This window comes from Sphingomonas sp. GW821-FHT09B04, from assembly GCF_059418285.1.
On record NZ_JBWKPO010000003.1, the window covers coordinates 125,636 to 147,138 of the forward strand.

The window sequence follows — 21,503 nt, forward strand, 5'->3', positions numbered from 1 at the left end:
GATCCTTCAGGCTGGAACAAGATGTCGGTGCGTCCGCGTCTCGCGCAGGGCACCGGTGACGAAGAGCAGCAGGAGCACCAGCAGCAGGCCCGCGATATAGGCGGGACGAACGGCTTGCGGCTGGCTCGGTCGGACACGTTCCAGAACCATGCCGCGTGGAGCCGCCGGAGCGGATGGGCGTGTCGCAGATGGAGGGATCGCCTGCGCAGCCTGCGAAGCGGCGGGCGCGGCGGTTTGGGGCCTGGGTCCGCCGTGAACGCCGAAACCACCTTGCGTCGCTGTGGATGCCGCGCCTTTCGCCGCGAGGCTGGCCAACTTCTCCTCCAACGAGCGCCGCGTCTGTGCGTCGGGCTGCCAATAGCCGCGTGAGACGGCTTCGATCATGCGCTCGACGATCTGGCGTTGTGCGGACGGGTGGACGGCCGCGAAGAAGCGGTCGAGGCCCAGCTGGCGGGTGTCGCGCACATAGGTATCGTGCATCGCTTGCCACTGGTCGGCGCGGACGCTGGCGGGATCGGTCACCTGCCAGCCCCAGAGATTGTTGACGATGTCGAGCATCTCGTTCGCGCCGGAATAGCCCTCGGCCTGCATCGCACCGATCCATTGCGGATTGAGGTAGCGGGCGCGCAGTTCGTTCGACAGGAAAGCGGCGGCGGTCGTCACCTGGCCCTGTGCCCCACGAAGATCGGTGACATAGAGGTCGGGTGCCTTGCCGGTCAGGCTGCGGATCGCGAGCGACAGCCCGCCGAGATGCTCGAACGGGTGATCGGTCGAGAGCAGGCCGTGCACATTCGACGAGCGCGACATCACCGCGGCATCGACGCCGCGCAGCTGCTCGGCGAACAGATTGGCCTCCTTGGCCGCTGTGCCCCATTCGCTCGCGCTATAGGCATATTGCAGGCGTTGCAGGAACGGATCGGCGAGATCCGTATCGCCCTTCCAGTTCTTGTCCTTGGCGATCTGTCCGGGCAGGCCGGTGCCATAGTCCCCGGGTGCGTTGCTGAAGATCCGCAGCTGCGCCAGCGCCCGCGCGCGCTCGGCAGGGACGCCCCGCGCGATCAGCTTCGCGGTCAACGCCCGGGCGTTGGCTGCGGGGCCGCTGGCCTCGTCGAGGGCGGCGACCCGATCGATCCCGGCAGCGAGCAGGCGCATGAAGCCGTCGAACTGGTCGCGATAGACACTGCTGGCCTGGACCACGGCGTCGATGCGCGGTCGGCCGAGTTCCGACGCGGGCACCACCTCCAGCCGGTCGAGCCGATCGCCGCGCCCCCACACCGGGCGCAGGCCGAGCGCGTGGAGAATCTGCCCCTCGACCACGCCCTGTTGGCGGATCGTCTCGCCCGAGAACATGACGAAGGCGAGCTTCTCCGGCAGCTTGCCGGCGTGTTTGGCGCGATAGGCGGCGATGAGCTTGTCGAGCGTCGCGCCGCCCTGTTCATAGGCGGCCCGTGTCGGAACCTTGTCGGCTTCGAACGCATAGAGATTACGGCCGCTTTCGATATCGGGGTTGCGCACCGGATCACCGCCTGCACCCGGCAGCACGAAGCGGCCGGAAAGCCCCGCGAGCAGCGCCTCGATCTCGCCTGTGTTCGCCAGTCGCGCGTCCAGCACCACTGCGCGCTCGATGTGGGCGCGCAGCTTTGGATCGGCGATACCCGCCGGACTTTCACCGTCGCGCAGATAGCGGGTGAGCATGCGGTAGGGCAGGCTTTGCCGGATCGCGCTGAAATCCTCGGCAAAGGTCTCGACCGGATCCTGGCCGAGCGCCTTGAGATAATCGGGACCAAGCTGCTGCATTACGGTCGACAGGCGTTGCTCGGCCGATGCGGGCTCGCCGAAGCTGTGCAGGCCGAGCGGGATCGCTGCGCGCGCGACCTGATGCATATGGTCATGCAGCGCGGCGTAATAGCCGGGGAAATCGCGATCGATCGCGGCGGCGTCCCAGCCCATGTCACGGTCGAGATGCGCCGCAGCGGCCCTGGCGCGGATCTCGCGGGCGACCCGATCGCGCACGCCGCCGTCATCGAGCTGGGCATATTGGTGAATCAGCGCATGGATGTCGCGCAATTCGTCATAGAGGCCGGAGGGGCCGAAGGCGGGCGTCTGATGACTGATCGTCACCGCGCGGCCGCGCCGCCGCGCCTGGATCGCCTCGGCGACATTGTCCTGGATATAGGGATAGAAGACCGGCAAGTCGCCGACGAGCAGGAAGGGATAGTCGCCCGCCCACAGTCCGCGATCCTTGCCCGGCGTCCATTCCTGGGTGCCGTGGGTGCCGAAATGGACGATCGCATCGGCATGGCCGCGTACCCAGAGATAGGCTGCCAGATAGACATGGTCGGGCGGCAGCTTCTGGTCGTGATAGCTCTTCGCGGGATCACCGCCGCGCGGCGGCTGCGGCAGGATCGCGAGCTTGCCCAGCATCAGCCGCGGGATGACGAAGGCACCGCCACGCGCCCAGCGGCTCTGCTCGGGCTGCCCCCAGCGCGCGACGATCTGTTCGCGCTGCTCGCGCGGCAGCGCGTTCAGCCAGGCCTTGTACGTCGCCAGCGGCAGCGTGGCCGCAAGTCCGCGTTGCTGGAGTTCGCCCAGCGTCTCCGGGCGGTAATAGCCCGCGAGCATCGCCTGCCCATCGGCGATCAGCCGCGCTTCCTCGGCGGGCGTCACGTCATACCCCGCCTCGGCCATTGCGCGGCTGACATTGGCGAGGCTTTTTGGCAGGTTGAGGTTGGAGGCGGCGAGGTTCTTTTCGCCCACCGGGTGATTCCAGAAGAACAGTGCGACGCGCTTGTCGCGGGGCGCGATCGAGCGCAGCGCGGCGAGCCGGGCGAGCTTGGCCGCCAGCAGGCCGATCTGTTCGGGGATTGGAACCGCTGTGCCCCGTTCGACGGCGCTGACCACCAGCGGATCGGAGACACCCCACCCCTCGGGAACAGTCAATAGCGAGGCGGCAGTCGATGCCGGGATACCGCTCGTCCCCGCACGCCATTCGGCGACGGTCTGCGAGCGCGCGGCGAGCGCGACGAGCACCGGGATATCGAGCGCCGCGAATTCGGCGGCACGCGCGGTTCCGTTCTGCATATGGGTCATGTTGACCAGCGCAACCGGGCGCAGCGTGCCGACCGTCCTGGCGATGGCCTGGGGATCGGTATCGTCATACCAGAAGGGTGCGGCCAGCAATCCGCGCTTGCCCAGCGCGGCGACGATCGCGTCGATGATATCGGTCTGCATGTCGCGGATCAGGCCGTCGGGAATGGCGATCGCGACCACCGGACGATCGGCCCAGCCCTTCACCTGCGCCCACGCGTGAAAGGGCTCAGCTCCGGCAAAGGGAGCCGGCGCGGCGGGATGATAGAGACCGGTTCCGGCAAGCCGCGTCGGCGCGGGCAGGGCGCTGAGATCCTTCCCTGCAAGGGCAAGGGGGATGGCCTTGACGAAGCCGCGCAGATTGGCCGCGCCGCCGCCCGCATAATAGCCGATGAGTTGCCGTGCCACGCCTGGCGCCAGCCCGCCCGAGCGCGGCGGACCGCCTCCCACCGCGATCCAGGGGGCGCTCAATCGCTCGCCCAGACCGCCGACCGCCTTGTCCAGCGCGGCCATATCGCTAGGACGGGGACCGTCGAACACCAGCAGGCCGGCGCCGCCGGTCAGCTCGGCCGGGGTGCCGCCGTCCTCGATCTGCCGCCATTCGAGCCGGTAGCCCTGCTCCTTCGCCCATCCGGCCAGCCGCTCGAACTTGGCCGACAAGGTGAAGCGCGTGGCGATAATCCGAACCACAGGCGGGTTTTCCGGGGCCGCCATATCCTGCGCGAAAGCGGCACCCGCCAGGAGCAGCAGGACCAGGGCCAGAAGGTGCCGCATCCTCAGAAATTGGCGCCGAGGCCGACGAAGAACACACGCCCGGGCTCGGCGAAACTGTAGAGCGCGGAGGTTTCTGCCAGCCGCTTTCCGAAGAGATTATCGACCCCGGCCTTGAGCGTGAGCTTGTCATTCAACGCATGGCTCGCGTCGAGCGACCAGAGATCATAGGCCTCAAGCCGGACCGCGTTGGTCGTGGCGCCGACGGTCTGGTAGATGGTCTGCTTGCCGATGTAGCGGCCGCGAACATTGAATGCGGTGCCCGACAGCGGCTCCCACGCCAGCCTGATCTTGACGGTGTCGTTCGGTCGCTCGGCAAGCTCGCGATTGGCGGAAATGTCGCGCGGATCGACATGGGTATAGCTGGCGCCGACCGTCAGCGTCGACATCGGCTGGACTTCGGCCGACAGTTCGACGCCCTGCGTGCGTGCCCGGTTCACATTGACATAGGCGCGGCGCTCGCGCCCGCGAACGCCGCAGAACTCCACGCAGATCGTCTGTACCAGCCCGCGCAGATCGTTGCGGAACAGCGTGGCGCCGATGCTCCAGCCTTGGCCGGCATAGCTGGCGCCGAGTTCATAGGCGGTGCTGGCTTCGGGCTTGAGATCGGGATTGCCGGTGATGATGAAGCGCCCGCCCGCCGCCACGGTGATATAGCCGCGCGACAATTGCTTGAGGCTGGGCGCCTTGAATGCTTCGCCGAAGCCGCCGCGCAGGCGAAGGCCCTCGACCGGCGTCGCGACCAGATAGGCGCGTGGCGAAACCTGCCAGCCATAATCGGGGTGATGGTCGAAGCGGCCGCCGGTGGTGAGCGACACGCCGCCGGTGATGTCCCATTCGTTCTGAACGAAGAGCGCGTTGTGATCGATGCTCTCGAAGCCTGCGGTGTTGACCGTGGCGTCGCGCAGCGTCTCGTGCCGGTGCTCGCCGCCCAGCGTCAGGCGGCTGCCGGCAAAGAGGTTGATCAGCACGCTGCCATCGGCGACCGAATTGGTGACCTTGGTCGGCTGGGTCGGCGCCTGGTTGCGATCGCGTTCGTTGATCCGTTCGAGCACCGAGCGATAGGCGCGCGCGCGCACCTCGCCCCAACCCCATTTGCCGGTATAGCTGCCATAGGTTTGCGCGCGGGTGACGTGATCCTGATATTCGTAATAAGTGATCGGCGCGGCCGTGGTCGCCGTGTCACGCGCGCGATCATCATCGATCACCGCCTGCCCGAGTTCGAACCGGTGCCCCGCGACGGGTTCCCACCAGGCGATGATGCTGCCGCTCAGCGCGCTGCGTTCCTCGAGCTCGCTCTGTCGCGCATCCGTAAGACTCGGAGTGCGGGCGCGATAGCGATACTCGCCCCAGGCAACCACGCCGAGCGTCCGGGTGAGCGGGCCGCCAGCGAGCGCCGCCACCTGCGCACTGTCGCCGCCGCGACCATCGCGAAAACCGGCGAGACCGAGCGCGCTCACTTCGAAGCGCTCGCTGGGGCGGCGTGTGATGACGTTGACCACACCGGCCAGCGCCTCCGAGCCATAGAGCGCCGATAGCGGTCCGCGCACGACTTCGATTCGATCGATCGCGATGCTCGGCACCCAGCCGAGGTCGAAGTCGACATGCGCCATGTTGGCCGCTGCGTCGTTGATCCGACGCCCATCGACCAGAGTCAGGACATGTTCGTTCGACATGCCGCGGATCGAAATGCCGCGCCGGGTCATGCCGATGCCGTTGATCGCCACCCCGGGCTCGTTCTCGAGCGCTTCCGCAAGATCCTGGACGGGGCGACGACGCAACTCAGAGCCGGTCACGACCGACATCGTCGCCGGCGCATCGGCGAGCGGCTGTTCGGACCGCGTGGCAGTGACCACGATTTCCGGGCCGCTACGCCGGAATTCTTCTGCGGTCGGCTCGCCCATTGCGGCTTCGGCACGCCCGGTGTGGGCGACGGCAATCGCGCAGGCGCTTGCCATGACGATCTCAGTATAGAAATTCAAAGATACCCCCGGATGACGCGCATCGACCGCACACTCATGTACGACGACATCAGGTCAATCTGGTAACAGTATATCATATCCTAAACAAGGGTCATCCTTCGCTGGTGCTCGCCCTTGAGCGGGGTACAGGACGCTGCCAGCGACTCCTGAGTGCTGCTCCTGCTCCAATCGGTCCGGACCCCATCGGACCGCTCATGACTAAGATGGGGCAGGCTGCTTGCAAGATGTCGAGACGCCGCCTTCGATCATTACGCAGATTATGCGATCATCGGTACCCGACGCTGTCTATCGCTAGCCGCATCGCCGAGAACCTGACTCCGCTATGCCCGCTCCAGGCTGTGACGATTCCCAAAGTGGAATAGCGGCCTCCGGCCCAGAGGCTGACGGTCGGCAATGTGCCCTCATTTCGGCCGTTCAGTGTGCGTGACGGAGATCCCGAAAGCGGTCATCCGTTTGGCTGACCGCTGCGATGGACTGAACGAGATATTGGGGACTTTCCACTCGTCTTTGCGCGACGACGCACACGAACCGGCTGGATATCATCAATATATCACAACGGACGTGGAGAAGAGGCTGCAAATCGGCATCCATGATTCGGCGAGCCGCAATCTCAAGGGGCATTTACGGCCGCAACGATGGGCGATGAGCACGACATCATTTCGGCATGGATCGCCAGGGAAATCGTCCCCCAGGAGGCTTCCGTCCGCCGCTGGCTCTCACGCCGATGGCGTCATGCGATCGACGTAGAGGATGTGATTCAGGAGGCCTATTGCCGCATCGCCAGCCTGACTTCGGTCGATCATATCGATAATCCCGCAGCCTATTTCTTTCGTACCGCTTACGCGGTCGCGATAGATGCGATGCGCCGCGCCGGCATAATTAATTTCACTTCAATGACCCAAATCGAATGGTCGACCGTCATGGATAGTGCGCCACTGGCAGACCGGGCATTGGAAGCGAGCCAGGAACTCGAACGCGTGAAGAGCGTGCTCGCGGCCCTGCCGGACACTTCCCGTCGGGTTATCGAATTGCGGCGCATCGAAGGGTTGTCGCGGCGGGAGACGGCGGAGCGGTTGGGGGTAAGCGAGAATGAGGTGAAGAACCACCTCGTGCGTGGTCTGCAAAGGGTCATGAAATCGATCGCTGACACGGACATGCGTACAAGTGACGACGAACAGGAGAATGACAAAATAGGCGAAAGGTTAAATTGATTGGCTAGTTCCGGTTCCTCCGACAGCGTCAACGATCGAGCTGCTGAATGGGCAGTGGAGGCGGCGCATGGCGAAATGTCGCCAGCCAGTCGCGCCGCGCTGGAAGCCTGGCTCGCGGCGGACGTCCGCCATCGTGGCGCGTTCGTTCGCGCACGCGCCTGGCTGCGTGCGACCGAAGACGCGGTGATGAAAGCCAATTCAGCGCCGACTTCACTCGCGCGGATGTCGGGCAACGATAATGCAAATGGACTCTATGAAGCCGCATTTGACCCGCCGCTGGCCGGCCGCATCAGTTGGGCCGGAAGAGTAAGTGCAGGGGTTGCTGCGCTCGCTGCCTGTGTGTTGGCGGCAATCATGGCGGGTATGCCGGCCTTGTCGACCTTCTGGCAGTCCGACCGCGCCGTCACGGAAAAGGTGGTGCACTTCAAGGATGGCTCAACCGCGACCCTTGGCGATGGCGCACAAATTGAGGTCGCACTCTCGGACAGCATTCGTCGGGTCACGCTGCTGAGCGGCAAGGCGACATTCACGGTTGCGAAGGATCGGGCGCGTCCTTTCGTTGTGCGGTCGGGCGATGTCTATGCGGAAGCGACCGGGACGGTCTACGCCGTCAGCCGGGCGGGACCGACCGGTGGAACGGTGAAGGTCGAGGAAGGAAGCGTGCTGGTGTGGGCGCGGGATGTGCGCGACCAGGCCGTGCTGCTCCAGGCGGGCGGTTCGGTAACGCTCGATCCCGGACCCAGGTCGCTGCCGTCATCAACTCTGTCCGCCATACCGCCGGCGCCGCGTCTGCCACCGCCCGAGCTGGCACAGATATCGCTTGATAATGTTTCGGTTGAAGCCGCGATCGTCCGGTTCAACCGGGTCAACAGCACCAAGATCGTCCTGGCCGACTCCGAGCTCGGCAACATCAGGATCATTGGTTTGTATCGAGCAAATGACCCTGAGCGGTTCGCGCAAGCTGTCGCAGTAATATCGAACGCTCGTGTCGAGCATAGTCGTGGAACTATCGTAATAAAAACGCAATGAAATTGTCTCTGAACATTAATTTATTCTGAGCTGATCCAAGATCGGACTTCCCCCGTCAATAGTGTTTGAGGGCATCAAACAGGGGAACATCCTAAATGCGTGGTTTCTTAATGCGGTCGGCCGCTTCGACGATTGCGGTGGCCGTGGCGATTTCGGTTCCCACGCTGGCGCACGCGCAGTCCCGCAGTTTCAATGTCCCGGCGCAATCCGCCTCGCAGGGAGTTCGCGAATTCGCGCGCCAGGCGGGTATCCAGATTACGCTCGCGGGGCGCGATGGCGAAAGGCGCCGGACCAATACCGTGCGTGGAACACTCGAGATCCGCGACGCACTCGACCAGCTATTGCGCGGTACCGGACTGATCATTCGCTCCTTCGATGGCGAGGCTGCGGTAATCGCGGCCGGCAACGGGCGGATGTCGGCAGAAAGCGGCGAGTTCGGCGGTGAGGTCATCGTTACCGCGCAGAAGATCACCGAGCGTCTGATCGATGTGCCGATCTCCGTCTCGGCCTTCACGGCGCAGGATCTGTCTGATCAGAAGATCGAAGGCGGACCGGAGTTGCTGCGCGCCATTCCAAACGTGTCCTTCTCGAAGGACAATTTCTCCGGCTACAATTTCACGATACGCGGCATTGGCACCAAGGCGATTTCGACAACCGCCGACCCGGCTGTCGCGATCAGCTTCAACTACACGCCGCTGATACGCAACCGCCTGTTCGAACAGGAGTATTTCGACGTCGAGCGAGTCGAGGTCCTGCGCGGACCGCAAGGCACTCTCTACGGCCGAAATGCGACGGCGGGTGTCGTCAACATGCTTCCCGCCAAGCCCAGGCTCGGCAGATGGGCTGGTGAAATCCAGGGCGAGGTCGGCAGTTACGAAACGACGCGCCTGCGCGGGTTCGTCAACATTCCGATTGGCGATACGCTCGCGCTCCGCGCGGCCGGTGCCTGGACCAAGCGCGACGGCTTTGACTTCAATACGGCGAGCCAGAAGAGTGTGAATGGCCGGGATCTCTATTCGATCCGGCTGTCTGCCTTGTGGGAGCCGGATCCCCGGATGCGGTTCAGCTTCTTCTGGGAGCATTTCAACGAGGACGACGACCGCTCACGCACCGGCAAGCAATTGTGCACGCGTGGCGAGACGCCAACAACGATCGACTATACCGACCAGAATGGTGTGGCGCGATCGTCTCGCGTGTTCACTGCCTGGACGATGAGCACTGTCACGCCGGGGTGCCAGAACAAGACCCTGTTCTCCGACAATGCCTATGGCGTGCCCAACGGCCTTGGCTTTCCGATCGTGACCCCGCTCATTCTGGCGCTTCCCGGCACAGGTGGCGGGCCCTTTGGCAGCTACTGGACCAATCTCTTTCTCGATCCATTTGGCACGGCGGACGGGCGGCAATCTCGCAATCTGCGCGAGGTATCCACCTTCTATGACCCGGTTTACCGCGCACGGAACGACCTGTTCCAGTTCAATGCCGAAATAGACATTTCCGATGATCTGCATTTCACATCGCAGACCTTGTATACGAAGGACCGCTACTCCGCGTCCCAGGACTTTTTCCGCTTCAGGGCGGTGCCCTATTTCACCCCGCCTGAGTCCTATCGCGGTCTCCGCGCGCCGTGGAATTTGTATCTCGGTTCGCAGAATGGCCTTGGCACATTCAAGGATCCTCAGCTTGGAGAGCTGACGGCTCCCGTCGCGGTGGATCTTTCGCAGGCGAGCAGTGAGCAATGGTCGCAAGAGGTCCGCCTGAACTCTTCGTTCGATGGCCCGATCAATTTCAATGTAGGTGCAAACTCCCTGTCGTACTCGACCCGGGAGAATTACTATGTGTTCAGCAATCTATTCACGGCTGCTGCCGTTGTTGAACAAGCTTCCGGCTTCTATTGCAATCGCAGTACCGGAGAGGGATGTGTCTACATCGACCCCAACCCGCTGAGCAGCATCAATGGGGATGGGCATAATTATTACCGGAACATTCAAGACCTGAAAACCACCTCCTGGGCGGTGTTTGGAGAGGTTTACTGGAAGCCCATCGATGACTTCAAGGTCACGGCGGGCCTGCGTTACACCAATGATCGTAAGCGGATTACGCTCTATCCCACCCAGCTGCTGGCCTCGACGGGAGGAATCAGCGGGGGAACGGTGGACCGCGGCTACCCTGCGCAGTCCACGGACGTCGCGCGATGGCGCCGCATAACCGGCCGCCTGGCCATCGATTGGAAACCGCGCCTGCCGTTCACCAACGAGACGCTGGTCTATGCCTCCTATGCACGCGGCTACAAGGGAGGCGGCGACAATCCGATCGGGCGCAGAGGCGCGGCGTGTCCGGCAGATGGCTCACCTGCCGTTGGCTATATATGCGCCAACTACTCGCAGCTTCCGACCGATTTCGATCCGGAGGAGGTCAATGCCTTCGAGATCGGCATGAAGAACAAGATGCTCGGCGGTAAGTTGCTGTTGAATGTCATGGCATTCTACAATGACTATAAACACTATCAGATATCGCAGCTGATCGATCGAATGATCAGGACGGAGAATTTCGACGCGACCAGCTATGGTGTCGAGCTTGAGGCGGCCTGGGTGCCGTCCCGGAATTTCAGGGCCGGCGCCACACTAGGTTATCTTCGGACGCGGCTGGGCAACGGTCAAAGTTCGATCGACGTGATGAACCGGACCCAGGGTCGCGACGACTGGATCATCATTCACCCTTGGGCGGATAGTCCGAATTCCTGCATCGCGCCAAAGCAGTTGGTCGGGGCGTATATCGGACTGGTTGATCGGAACCCCAACAGCACGACGGGCAATGCCGCGATCAAGAAATTCTGCGAAGTATCCAGCTTCTTCGCAGGCGGGACCGGGTTCAAGAGGCCTCAATTTCCATTCACTTACGATCCTCTCGCCCCTTATGATCCAAATCGTCCTGCCGATTATTTCAGCACGACCCCCTCCAACTATGGTGCACCCAATCAGGGCAGGGGTTTTGCTGCGAATGTATCGGGCAACGAACTGCCCAACGCACCGCGCCTGACCTTCAATATCGGGGCACAATACACGTTCTTCCTGGATGACTGGGAGCTGAGCGTGCGCGGCGATTACTATCGCCAGTCGAGCAGCTACGCCCGCATCTACAACACCGAATACGATCGTCTGCGAGCGTGGGGCAACGCCAATGCGGCGATCACCCTCAGTCGCCCGGAATCGAACCTGACGTATCAGCTCTACGTCAAGAATCTCTTCAACAGCACACCGATCACCGACGCCTTTACGGGGCCGGATGAGCTCGGAAATTTCACAAACGTCTTCACGCTGGACCCTCGCATCATCGGGTTCAATGTCCGGATCGGCTTCTAGAATTAAAGAAAATCAGGGAGGCGTCTTGGCTAATAGCCCAGACGACTAGAACAGAAACGTCACCTTGTTGGATCTGTTGTTACTATTCTTAGCAGTCAGGAGATTATCATGAAGAATATCGCAAAGATCTGCATCAGTGCGCTTGCTCTTGTCAGCATGGGTTCTGTCGCCACTGCCCAGACGCTTTCGCCCGCCAACACTTCGGTGACGGCTTCGGGTCAGCTCACGCAGAGCCTGAACGGCAGCCTGTTCACCACGGTGTGCAATGTCCAGCTGGTCGGTACCACCGATTCCACGGGCATCACCTTCACCAGCATGACCGGAACGGCTGTTAGCGGCCCGCTGGCGTGCGATGATGGCCTGGTGTTCCCGCTGCGCGTCGAAGCAACGTCGTCGACCAGCGTCACGATCAAGAACATGGAAGTCTCGACCCGCCTCGGCGATTGCGGCCCGCAGGATGTTGTCGGTGCGTGGAGCAACGCGACCTCGACGGCTGGCCCGCTCGCGGCGTCGTTGTCGGGCTGGTTCGGCACCTGCCACGCGTCGGGCAGCCTGACGGTCTCGCCGGCGATCACGATCAACTAATTCCCCCCAAACTGGGCGATGCGGCGGAAAGGGGCGCCGCATCGCTTCCTTTTTTGTCGTTCAGATCAGGATGTCGGCGATGAATATGGGTTCTCGTTTCTTGCTGCTCGCCGTCGCCATGCTGGCGGCCGCCCCGCTCTATGCAATGCCTGACAAGGACAAGCCGGCGTTTAGTTTGAAGACGCCGATTGAGAGGATTGCAGCCGATCCCGAGGCACGTGCGGTGCTTGAGCGGGAGCTGCCGGGCTTCACGGCGCATCCGCAATATGAGGAATTCAAGGCGATGAGCCTGGATGCGTTGATGGCGATGTTCCCCAACGCGGTGCCGTTGGAGCGGGCCAAGGCCGTCGACGCGGCACTGCGCGCGATCCCGGCGCCGGGCAAGGCACCGCAGGACGCCGCTCGAACGGAGGCCGTGCCCGCCGATCCGCGATGATCCCTATCGCTTGCCCTCTCTGTCTCATCGCCGGAAATCGACATGACAATCCTGATCAATCGCAGAGGTCTCATCCTGACCGGCAGCTTCGGCATCGGCGCATTGGCGATGGGCGGTTCGCTGCACGCCGAAGCGTTGCTGACGGCGCGCGGCTTCACGCACAATGTCGCGAGCGGCGAGCCTGGACCGGACTCGATCCTGCTCTGGACGCGCTACGTCCCGCCCAATGGCGACGACGCGAAACTGACGGTTGAGCTGTCGCCCACGCCGGACTTCGCGCGAAAGACGGGCGGCAGCGCGATGGCGCACCGCGCGGATGACTATACTGCGCGCGTCATCGTGGGTGGCCTGGAGCCGGGCCGCACCCATTATTATCGCTTCATCGCGCCTGACGGCACGGTTTCGCCGACCGGCCGGACCAGAACCTTGCCGGCCGGGCCGGTCGAGCGGTTCGGCCTTGGCGTGTTTTCCTGCGCCAACCTGCCCAACGGCTGGTTCAATGCCTATGCCCATGCGGCGGCACGCGACGATATCGACCTGATGGTCCATGTCGGCGACTATATCTATGAGTATCAGCGCGGCTATTTCCCCGGCGCGGACAAGGCGGTCGCCGGCCGTCTGATAGAACCTGCCGGCGAAGCGATCCGGCTGGCCGACTATCGCCTGCGCTATGCCAGCTATCGCACCGATCCCGACCTTCAGCGCCTGCACCAGCAGTTCCCGATGATCGTCCAGCATGACGATCACGAAACGGCGAATGATACGTGGCAGCATGGGGCGGAAAATCATCAATCCGGCGAAGGCGATTTTGAGGAGCGCAAGCGCGCCTCGATGAAGGCCTGGAAGGAGTGGCTGCCGGTAGCCGGCGCGCCCTGGTCGAGCTTCGAGCTGGGCGACCTCGCCACGCTCTTCCGTCCGGAGACGCGCCTGACTGCGCGCAGCGAGCGGCTCGATCCGCAAGCGGCGGCCGGGACTGATGGCGATCCGGTGGCGAAGCTCAAGGCGTTGCGCGACGGACCGCTGGCCGATCCGAAACGAACCCTGCTGGGCACTGAGCAGGAGCACTGGCTGTACGACGGTTTTGCGCGGTCGAGACAGCGCGGCGCGAAATGGCAGATCGTCGCGCAACAGGTCGTCATGGGGGAGATGAAGATTCCGGAGCTTCCGGCAAGCTTTGCCGAAAACCTCAAGCTCCCGCCCGAACAGGCCTCGTACTTCAGGGGGATTTCCGCCGCTGGCAAGGTCGGGATCTCCCCCGATCTCGACAGCTGGGCCGGCTTTCCTGCGGCGCGCAAACGTCTGCTCGATGCCGCGCAGGCAACCGACGCCGATCTGGTCGTGCTTTCGGGCGACAGCCACAATGGCTGGGCGTTCGACCTTGCATCGCAAGGCAAGCCGGCCGGGGTCGAGTTCGGTGGCCACAGCGTCTCGTCGCCCGGACTTGAGGCTTATCTCTCACTGCCGCCACAGGCGATCGCGCAATTCGTCATGAGCGCCAGCCCCGAGCTGAAATGGGCCGATATCGGGCACCGCGGCTACATGGCGATCCAGATCACACCCGAGAAGGTGACGGGGGAATGGGTGTTCATGGACACGATCGCCGCTCGCTCGCTCGCCACTCGGCCCGGCAAGACGATGACGGTGGAACGAGGGCGCCGGACCTTCGCCCAGGCCTGATCTGCTTACGAGGAACTGACCCTATGGATCCGATCGATACCCTGCCCGAATACGCGCGCCGCCACTTTCTGAAACAGGCCGGCGTAGCGGGTATCGGCGCGCTGATACCCGCCGCCGCCTTTGCCGGCCCGGTGACGCCCGCCGCCGCAAGCGCCTCTGCAGAGATGGATGCGACCGCGCTCGCCGAAGCCATCCGGGCGCGCAAGATCAGTCCGCTCGAGGCGCTCGACGCTGCGATCGCGCGAGCCCGGACCGTGCTGCCCGACATCAACTGCTTCAGCGAGCCGCTCTACGAGCGCGCCCGCAAGCGCGCGCGCGCCACCACGGATTTCTCCGCGCCCTTTGCCGGCGTGCCGTTCCTGATCAAGGATGAGGAGGATATCGCCGGTACGCGCCGTCATTTCGGCTCGCGCCTCGACAAGGTCGCGCCCGTATCAACGCAGGACGGCCCGATGGTGGCCGCGATTGCACGTGCGGGGTTCAATGTCTTCGCGCGCACGACAATGAGTGAGTTCGGCGCGCTGCCCACCACCGAGACGCTGGGCTACGGTATCACGCGCAATCCCTGGGCGCTGGACCGCACGCCCGGCGGATCGTCAGGAGGATCGGCGGCAGCCGTCGCGGCCGGGATCGTGCCGATGGCCCATGCGGCCGACGGGGCCGGATCGATCCGCATCCCCGCCAGCAATTGTGGTCTGGTCGGCCTCAAGCCCTCGCGAGGACGCGTGCCCGACGCACCCGGCCACCTCGCCCAGCTCGACCTCGTCGAACCGCTTTGCGTTTCGCGAACGGTGCGCGACACCGCCAATTTCCTGGCTGCGGTTGAGAGCGGGTGGAAAGCACCCTATCCGCCCGTCGGTCGTGTGGAAGGCCCATCGACTCGGCGGTTGCGCGTCGGTTTCCTGCTCACCGGGTTGAGCGGGGTACTTCCCGACCAGGCGGTGATCCGCGCGGTGGACGCGAGCTCTGGCTTGCTGACCTCGCTCGGTCACAAGGTCAGCGAGGCCTATTGGCCGTTCGACAGCAAGGCATTCCTCGCGGATTTCACGCAAATCTACATGCTCGAGGGCGCTCAGCTCAAACAGCATCTGCTGTCGGCGACGGGCCTTGATGCACGCCAACTGGCTGAACTGATCGAGCCGGCGTCCGCGGCGATCGGGGCGATGGGCGACCTGATCCCTCCGGCCGGCGCCATGCAGGCACTCGGGCGCGTCGAGGGGTATGCCAGCGCCTATTTCGGCGCGTTCGACAAGGTCGATGTGCTGATGTCGGCGGTCCTTCTCAAGCCGCCGGTGAAGATCGGCGATATCAATGGCTCACTGCCGCTTGGGACGCTTGCCGAGCGCCTGAACGCCTATGCCGACTTCACCATGCCGCAAAATGCGTTCGGCGGACCGGCGATCAGCTTGCCGATGCACTGGACACCAGAGGGGCTTCCGATCGGCGTGCAGTTCGCGGGCCGTCTGGGCGACGAGCGGACCCTGCTGGAACTCGCCTTCGAACTGGAACAGGCATCACCCTGGGCGAAGCGGCATCCACCGGTCTGGGCGCCGGCGCGGTAGCTGGAGCGCTTCTCGCCTTGATCGGGCGCTCGCCCGGCGTGCCGGTTCTGACTGTCGAACATGATGAGGATGACACGCGCAATGCTGTGGTTCATCTGCGGGCTCGCGACTCTCGCGGACGGCGGTCAGTCCGCCGGAACCGCTTCGACACCTGGCAGCGAAAATCAGGCGCAAAGCCGCGATGCGCCGCAGGATGATGTCGTGGTGACGGGCCGCTACGGGGCGGCCGAGACACCGCCGGAAACCGAGTTGGGTGCGGATGAGATCGACGCGCTGGACGCCTATGATATCGGCGAGGCGATCCGTCGCGTCGCCGAAACCCAGGCGTTGGGTGAGGCCCCGGTCATCATCGTCAACGGCAGGCGTATGGCCGACCCCGGCGTCTTGCTCGGCTTTCCGCCCGACGCCCTGACGCGTATCGAAGTGCTGCCGCGCGACGCCGGTGCACGGTACGGCGGCGACCCGTCACGCCGGGTATTGAACATCGTATTGCAGCGGCGATTCCGCAGCCGGGATGGTCAACTCGACGCGGAGGTGCCCACCGCAGGCGGTACGTCGAGTCTCGCCGGCGATATCCGCCAAGGCGTCATCGCCGGTAACAGCACCACCCAGTTCGGCCTGCGTGCGACACGGGACTCTGCCCTGCTTGGAGCCGAACGTTCGCACTATATCGAAGATCATCCCGGTCAGGAGGCGATCAGCCTGCGGCCGTCAACCGAGATGGTGAGCGCAAATCTGGCGCTGACCCGTGCCTTGGGGGAGTGGTCGGGGACCATGAACGTTCAGGCTCAGACGCGGGGCACACGCTCGGTTTCCCTGAATGGCGGTATACCGATCGAAACGCGCCAGACTTCGCATAGTCTGTCGGTGATCGGCGGCCTGAGCGGGCAGCTGGCGGGATGGTCCCTACAGGCTTCCATGACAGGGCAGTTCTCCGCGTCGAGCCAGTCTGGCTTGGCAGACACGGAATCGCGCCAACGGTCGCTGGCCGCGACCGTGTCAGCCAACCGCACGATGTTCAACCTGCCCGCGGGGCCCGTCGCGGTCCGCCTCGCTGCGCAGGCGTCGTATTCGCACATGACCGCCAAGGTCGCGAAGACGGGGCGGGAGTTCTCCGCGCATGACGTCGGCTTGAACGGCACCCTGTCCGTCCCGCTCTGGCGGTCGCCCTCACCTGGAGAGGGATCGGTCGCCGCGCGTGTCCTTGGGGGCATGTCCGCGACCCTTGGCGCCAATCTGCGTCAGGCCAGCGCTGGGCAGGGCAGGGGCCTGAACGCGGGCCTGAACTGGTCACCTCTTCCGAAGCTGAATCTCGCCGGCATTTGGTCGACCTCTACTGAAAGCGTGTCGGACGTGCAGCGGTTCGCACCTGAATATTACGGAACGCCGATCACGGTGTTCGACTTCGCCACTGGCGAAGCGGCCAGGGTGCTGCCGATCCTCGGCGGAACCCCCAGCCTCCGGCCGCCGCGGTTCGACCGGCTGTCGCTATCGGCCCAGCTGGGCCCCTTTGCTCCGTGGAACCTGGCCGGGAGCGTCAGCCTGCAACAATCGAACATCCTGGACAGTATCGGTCCGCTTCCGGCCGTCACACTGGAATTGGAAGCTGCTTTTCCGGAACGTTTCCAACGCGATGGTGATGGGCGGCTGACCATCATCGACCAGCGGCCGATCAACTTCGATTCAACCCGGACGAAGACCCTTACCTCCAATCTTGGCGCGACCTTTCCGCTGGGCGGCGCGATGGCAGGCAAGCGGCGCGGTGTGCTGCGCGTGAGTTTCAACCATAGCTTGCAGCTGCAAAGTGTTACCCGGATTCACGCTGGTCTGCCGGAGATGGACCTCTTGTCCGGCGACGGCGGTGGCCAGCCGCGTCAACAATTCGATGCGCAGATAGACGCGCGCCGCGGCCCTTGGGGTCTAAACATGGCTATGCGCTGGCGGGACGGCCATCGCATTCGACGTGAAAGCGGCCGGGACGACCGGGGTGATCTTCGCGCCGCCGCGCTCGGCACAGTGGACCTGCGTCTCAGCTATACGCTGCAGCGTGCCATTCCCGCGAACAGGGGCGGGGGCGCCCCGCGGCGTGGTGCGGGTGTGCAATTCGGGCTGGAAGTTGCCAATCTGTTTGACCAACGGCCCGACGCGCGTCTGGCAAACGGCTGGAAGGCGCCAGGCTATGGTCGTGACGATCGGGACCCAGTGGGAAGAACGGTGCACTTGACGATTAGAGGCCGGTTCTAGCTGAAACGGATTCCTGACGTTGGGCAGAAGGTACTTCACGTTGTTACACTGTGCGGACTGCCGCCGTAGGACTGTCTCTTCAATCTGACGACGAAAGCTAACGAGCAAGGAGCAGCCGATTGAGGAGTTGCGTAGCGATGAAGGGTTCAAGCCGTCTGATCTATATTCATGCGGTTACAGCAGGGCGGTCAAGCTTCGGCGTCTGCTTTGGTGTTCCGTTGTTCGAAAACGGACGGGCGGTTGTCGGCCCATTTCGAGACGTTCAGCGATCGGGCCAATTCCGGCCATTCGGATCACGAGTGTTGCCGGATCCGCTAATGCACGGGGGGCTCGGACGGTCGGTGGCGATCTGACTGAGGAAGCCGCAGCTCGGGACTGCGCCTTTCCTTGGGCGCGTCCGGTCAGTCGGGGTTGGTTGGAAGCTTGGCGGCCCGCGTCGCCAGAGCCTCAGGGCCTTCGGTCTCGACCAGTTCGAGCAACTGGGCGATCTGCGTGTCGTTGGTGACGAGCGCGTGAATGACGCGGCCGAGCGGGGAAGGCTGCACGCCGATCTGGAACTGTGTCGTCCAGTCGAAGCTGGCGATCTTGCCGCCGCGGACCGCATTATAATGTGCGCCGAAATGCTCGCCATAGAGCGTCGCCAGGATGTTGGCGGCGCGGTCGGCCGGGGCAGGATGGGTGTCGGTTTCGCTAGGGTAGATGAGCTCGAGGATCTCGAAGAACTCGCACATTGACGAAATGCGGGCGATCTCCACCTGAGTGCGGTATTCGGGGGCGTCGATGTTTGGATCGGGGCTGCCCATAGGTCGCTGGCGCGCGATCAGGTAGCCGATCAGGTCGGCCAGATATTCCGAGCGGTGACTGGGCGATCCGAAGCTGGGGTTCAGTCCCTTTTCCAGGACGCCCTGGAGCAGATGGTCAGCGAGCAAATGCCCCATCTCGTGTGCGATGATGAACGCTTCCTGGAAGCCGAGCATCATCTGCACGGTGCTGGTGCCGACCTGGTCCAGCAGGATCATCGGCCCGCCGGGGACGCCGTTTCGGTAATTGTCGATAATCTCACCGATCATCGCGTGGACTGTTTGTGGCGTCAGCTGGTCGACCGGAACGCTGTCGGAATGGGTGACCCGGGGCACGTCATTCTCCGCCAGGATGAACTTCTTCACCTTGTTGAGGAAGGTCATGAGCGCGGTGGTGACGATGAGCGCGTAGTTGCCCGTGCCCGAGCTGAAGACCGCGCCCTCGATTGTGTAGGAGCGCACGCCCCGGACGCGGACATGGGTTTCGCAGAAGCGTTGCAGTGAGGGGGGGCAATAGGTCAGCAGCTCCGCGTAGAAGGTCTCGACCATCTCGGCCAGGCCCTCGCCGCTACGGGCCTTGGCGAACAGCGCCGCATCCGCCGGCTGGCCCATCTCGACATAGCGGGCTTCGATCGCATCGCTCAGGCCGCCGGGACGGGGCTGGCTGATCGCCGGGTCGTGATACCGCGCGGCGATCCTGTCGGCGAAACTGTCGGGGGTTTCCGGCTCACCCATCGCCGGGCTCGGGTTCGATCGGACCGCCGCCCTTGGCCTTGTGTTCGGCAAGCTCCCGGCGAACCGTCTCGTCGGCATCCCGGGCGGCGTGGCGGGCACGGGCGATTGCCCAGGGCGGTGCCGCAGCGTGGAGCGTCTTGAGGTCGGCCGCGAACCGGTCGAACCCTTCGTCCAGCGCGTGGATCAGCGCAACCTCCTGGGTTGTTAGCGTGGTGCTGGCGACCTGCTCGAGGATCAGGTTTCGTAGTCCGGTCGCGCGCGCTTTGATGTCGCTAAGAAGCGCTGCGTCGGTGGCCGTTTCCTGCTCGCTGCCGCAGACGATGGCGAGGATAAGCAACACGAGCCGAGCGCTCAGATAGTCCCAGAAATTGTCGCTAAGATTGGGATCGAGGCCTTCGAGGTCACGCGGACGCGTCCAGCTGAGCAGTGAGATGAGGCCGGCGCGGTCGGCGAGCAGCTCGCGTTCGAGCGAGGGCTGGTCGCCATCGTGGAACAGCGCATGGCCGACCTCATGGCCGATCACCCAGTCGGTCGCGATCGAGACGAGGGTGCGCACCACCGGATCGTCGATGCCCGCCAGCGTGTAGATCGCGCCGTTCCACCAGTCATGCGTCTGCGCCATCTTGTGGACCGCGAAGGAGTCGACCAGCAGTGGCGCGTCGTCGAGCAGGAGGAGAGACAGGAGATGGATGCCCTTGCCCGGGGCGGTCCAATCCCCCGTGCCGGGGGGGACTGGCGCGATCTGCATGAGGAGCGGCTTCATGACAGGGTGCGTGCGCAGCGCGAGCATCAGCAGGTTTGCGAGATTGTCGAGCCCGAAGGGCAACACCACGAAGCGCCAGCCGCGATAGGAAGCGCAATAGGGATCGGCATGGGTGATGCGCCAGCTGAGCGATTGGCGCGCGGCGATGCCGGCGACCGCCTTGCGCTGCCGGACATCCTCAGGGTTGATCAGGCCCGCAATGGCGTTGAGCAGTCGCCATTGGTTGAGCGCTTCGGCCGGAAAGCGATAGGCGCCGCGTTCCACTGCCCAGCCATAGCCCGCTTCCTCGACCAGCCAGGGCTGGGCCTTGAACAGGCTTTGGATATTGCCGAACACCGACGCGAACACATGGGGGAGGTCCGCGCTCGCCTCCAGATGGTCGATGATGACCGGCTGGGCAAAGGCTTCCTCGTCGACGCTGGCGAACGTCTCCCAGTCGCGGAGCAGCTGATGGCGCTCCGGTGGGTTCATGCCTTGGCGATCGCCAACTGGTCGGTACCAGAGACGCGGATCTTCTCGATCAGCTGATACCGGCTTTTGCCTGCTTCCTTGATCATGCCGATCGCCTCAAGCTTGTTGAGCGCGTTGGTGAGCTTGGCCTTGCTGAAGCCGGCATTGCCGTAGATCGCCTCGACATCGCCCATGGCTGCGGCGAGCGCGTCCATCGACACCAGCTGAAAGCCGTTTTTCTCCGCCGACAGCCGCCACGCCATGTCGAGCGTCGTCGCTTCGTCCAGCCCGAATGCGGTCACGAAGGGCTTGGCGCGTCCAATCAGAGCCAGTCCGATCGCGACCAGTGCGGCTGCGCCCGCCCAGCCCGTCAAGGTGCCGGCGGCGATCAGAGCGCCAACGCCGGCCCCGCTCGACAGCAAGGCGCCACCAAGGCCAGCGGCGCCCAATCGGTCGCGCGCCAGATTGCCAAGCTTCACGCTGTAGAAACGCTGCTCCTTGAATCGCATGAAGCCCAGGCCCATTCGGCCCTCGCCGCCGGTGCTTACCGCCTCGGGCACTTGCCTGGTCTCGATCTCGACCAGGCCGGCGAGGGTTTCGCGTGCGCGATCGAGCACGGCCTCTTCGACCGTCTCCATCTCGAGATCGGCCCAGTCGGCGAGCATCAGCGTCAGGTCGTAATGGTTCATGGTGCCTCCCCGGACAGAAGGTAGGGAGCGGTCGGCGTGCTGTTAAGCTACCGAGTTTCGACTTAACTCATGTGTGCCGTTCAACCTGCGATATGGCTCGGCAGCGCGCCGTTTGGGCAGGGC

13 protein-coding genes are annotated in these 21,503 nt (G+C 64.0%); 8 read left to right on the top strand and 5 right to left on the bottom strand.

Going from position 1 to position 21,503, the window contains the following annotated elements; translation table 11 throughout:
• Positions 1–6 precede the first annotated feature (6 nt).
• Positions 7–3,861: a cobaltochelatase subunit CobN gene (cobN, locus tag AC07NK_RS10250; protein WP_495170487.1), complete on the bottom strand. Its 3,855-nt coding sequence runs from the start codon at positions 3,859–3,861 to the stop codon at positions 7–9.
• 2 nt (positions 3,862–3,863) lie between these two features.
• A complete protein-coding gene (locus tag AC07NK_RS10255) occupies positions 3,864–5,816 on the bottom strand; it encodes a TonB-dependent receptor domain-containing protein (RefSeq protein WP_495170488.1) in 1,953 nt (650 codons plus the stop codon).
• A gap of 659 nt (positions 5,817–6,475) precedes the next feature.
• Here AC07NK_RS10255 and AC07NK_RS10260 point away from each other — a divergent pair.
• The 8 genes from AC07NK_RS10260 to AC07NK_RS10295 all read left to right on the top strand — a co-directional run bounded on the left by AC07NK_RS10260 (position 6,476) and on the right by AC07NK_RS10295 (position 17,943).
• Positions 6,476–7,051, top strand: coding sequence for an RNA polymerase sigma factor (locus AC07NK_RS10260; RefSeq protein WP_495170489.1), 576 nt, complete (start codon positions 6,476–6,478; stop codon positions 7,049–7,051).
• A complete protein-coding gene (locus tag AC07NK_RS10265; RefSeq protein ID WP_495170490.1) occupies positions 7,052–8,080 on the top strand; it encodes a FecR family protein in 1,029 nt (342 codons plus the stop codon). It abuts the gene before it with no gap.
• A gap of 95 nt (positions 8,081–8,175) precedes the next feature.
• Entirely contained in the window at positions 8,176–11,439 is a 3,264-nt protein-coding gene (locus AC07NK_RS10270) for a TonB-dependent receptor (RefSeq protein WP_495170491.1), read from the top strand.
• 108 nt (positions 11,440–11,547) lie between these two features.
• Positions 11,548–12,024: a PraA/PraB family alkane oxidation protein activator gene (locus AC07NK_RS10275; protein WP_495170492.1), complete on the top strand. Its 477-nt coding sequence runs from the start codon at positions 11,548–11,550 to the stop codon at positions 12,022–12,024.
• Between the two features lie 100 nt (positions 12,025–12,124).
• On the top strand, positions 12,125–12,460 hold the full coding sequence (locus AC07NK_RS10280) for a hypothetical protein (RefSeq protein ID WP_495170493.1): 336 nt from the start codon (positions 12,125–12,127) through the stop codon (positions 12,458–12,460).
• A gap of 42 nt (positions 12,461–12,502) precedes the next feature.
• Positions 12,503–14,137, top strand: a complete 1,635-nt coding sequence (locus AC07NK_RS10285) for an alkaline phosphatase D family protein (RefSeq protein WP_495170494.1) — start codon at positions 12,503–12,505, stop codon at positions 14,135–14,137.
• Positions 14,138–14,160: 23 nt separating this feature from the next.
• Positions 14,161–15,699, top strand: a complete 1,539-nt coding sequence (locus AC07NK_RS10290) for an amidase family protein (RefSeq protein ID WP_495170495.1) — start codon at positions 14,161–14,163, stop codon at positions 15,697–15,699.
• Positions 15,700–15,780: 81 nt separating this feature from the next.
• Positions 15,781–17,943 carry a TonB-dependent receptor gene (locus tag AC07NK_RS10295; RefSeq protein ID WP_495170496.1) on the top strand — a complete coding sequence of 721 codons (2,163 nt, stop codon included), beginning with the start codon at positions 15,781–15,783 and terminating at the stop codon, positions 17,941–17,943.
• Between the two features lie 401 nt (positions 17,944–18,344).
• Here the strand turns inward: AC07NK_RS10295 and AC07NK_RS10300 are convergent, their stop codons facing one another.
• From AC07NK_RS10300 to AC07NK_RS10310, 3 genes are read right to left on the bottom strand one after another with little or no spacing between them, the layout of a single operon-like run.
• Complete coding sequence (locus AC07NK_RS10300; protein ID WP_495170497.1) at positions 18,345–19,478, bottom strand: M48 family metalloprotease; 1,134 nt, start codon at positions 19,476–19,478, stop codon at positions 18,345–18,347.
• The gene (locus AC07NK_RS10305) at positions 19,471–20,712 is read right to left on the bottom strand and encodes a hypothetical protein (RefSeq protein ID WP_495170498.1); all 1,242 of its coding nucleotides are present in this window, start codon (positions 20,710–20,712) and stop codon (positions 19,471–19,473) included. The genes AC07NK_RS10300 and AC07NK_RS10305 overlap by 8 nt, the downstream gene beginning before the upstream one ends.
• Positions 20,709–21,380 carry a hypothetical protein gene (locus AC07NK_RS10310; RefSeq protein WP_495170499.1) on the bottom strand — a complete coding sequence of 224 codons (672 nt, stop codon included), beginning with the start codon at positions 21,378–21,380 and terminating at the stop codon, positions 20,709–20,711. The genes AC07NK_RS10305 and AC07NK_RS10310 overlap by 4 nt, the downstream gene beginning before the upstream one ends.
• Between the last annotated feature and the right edge of the window lie 123 nt (positions 21,381–21,503).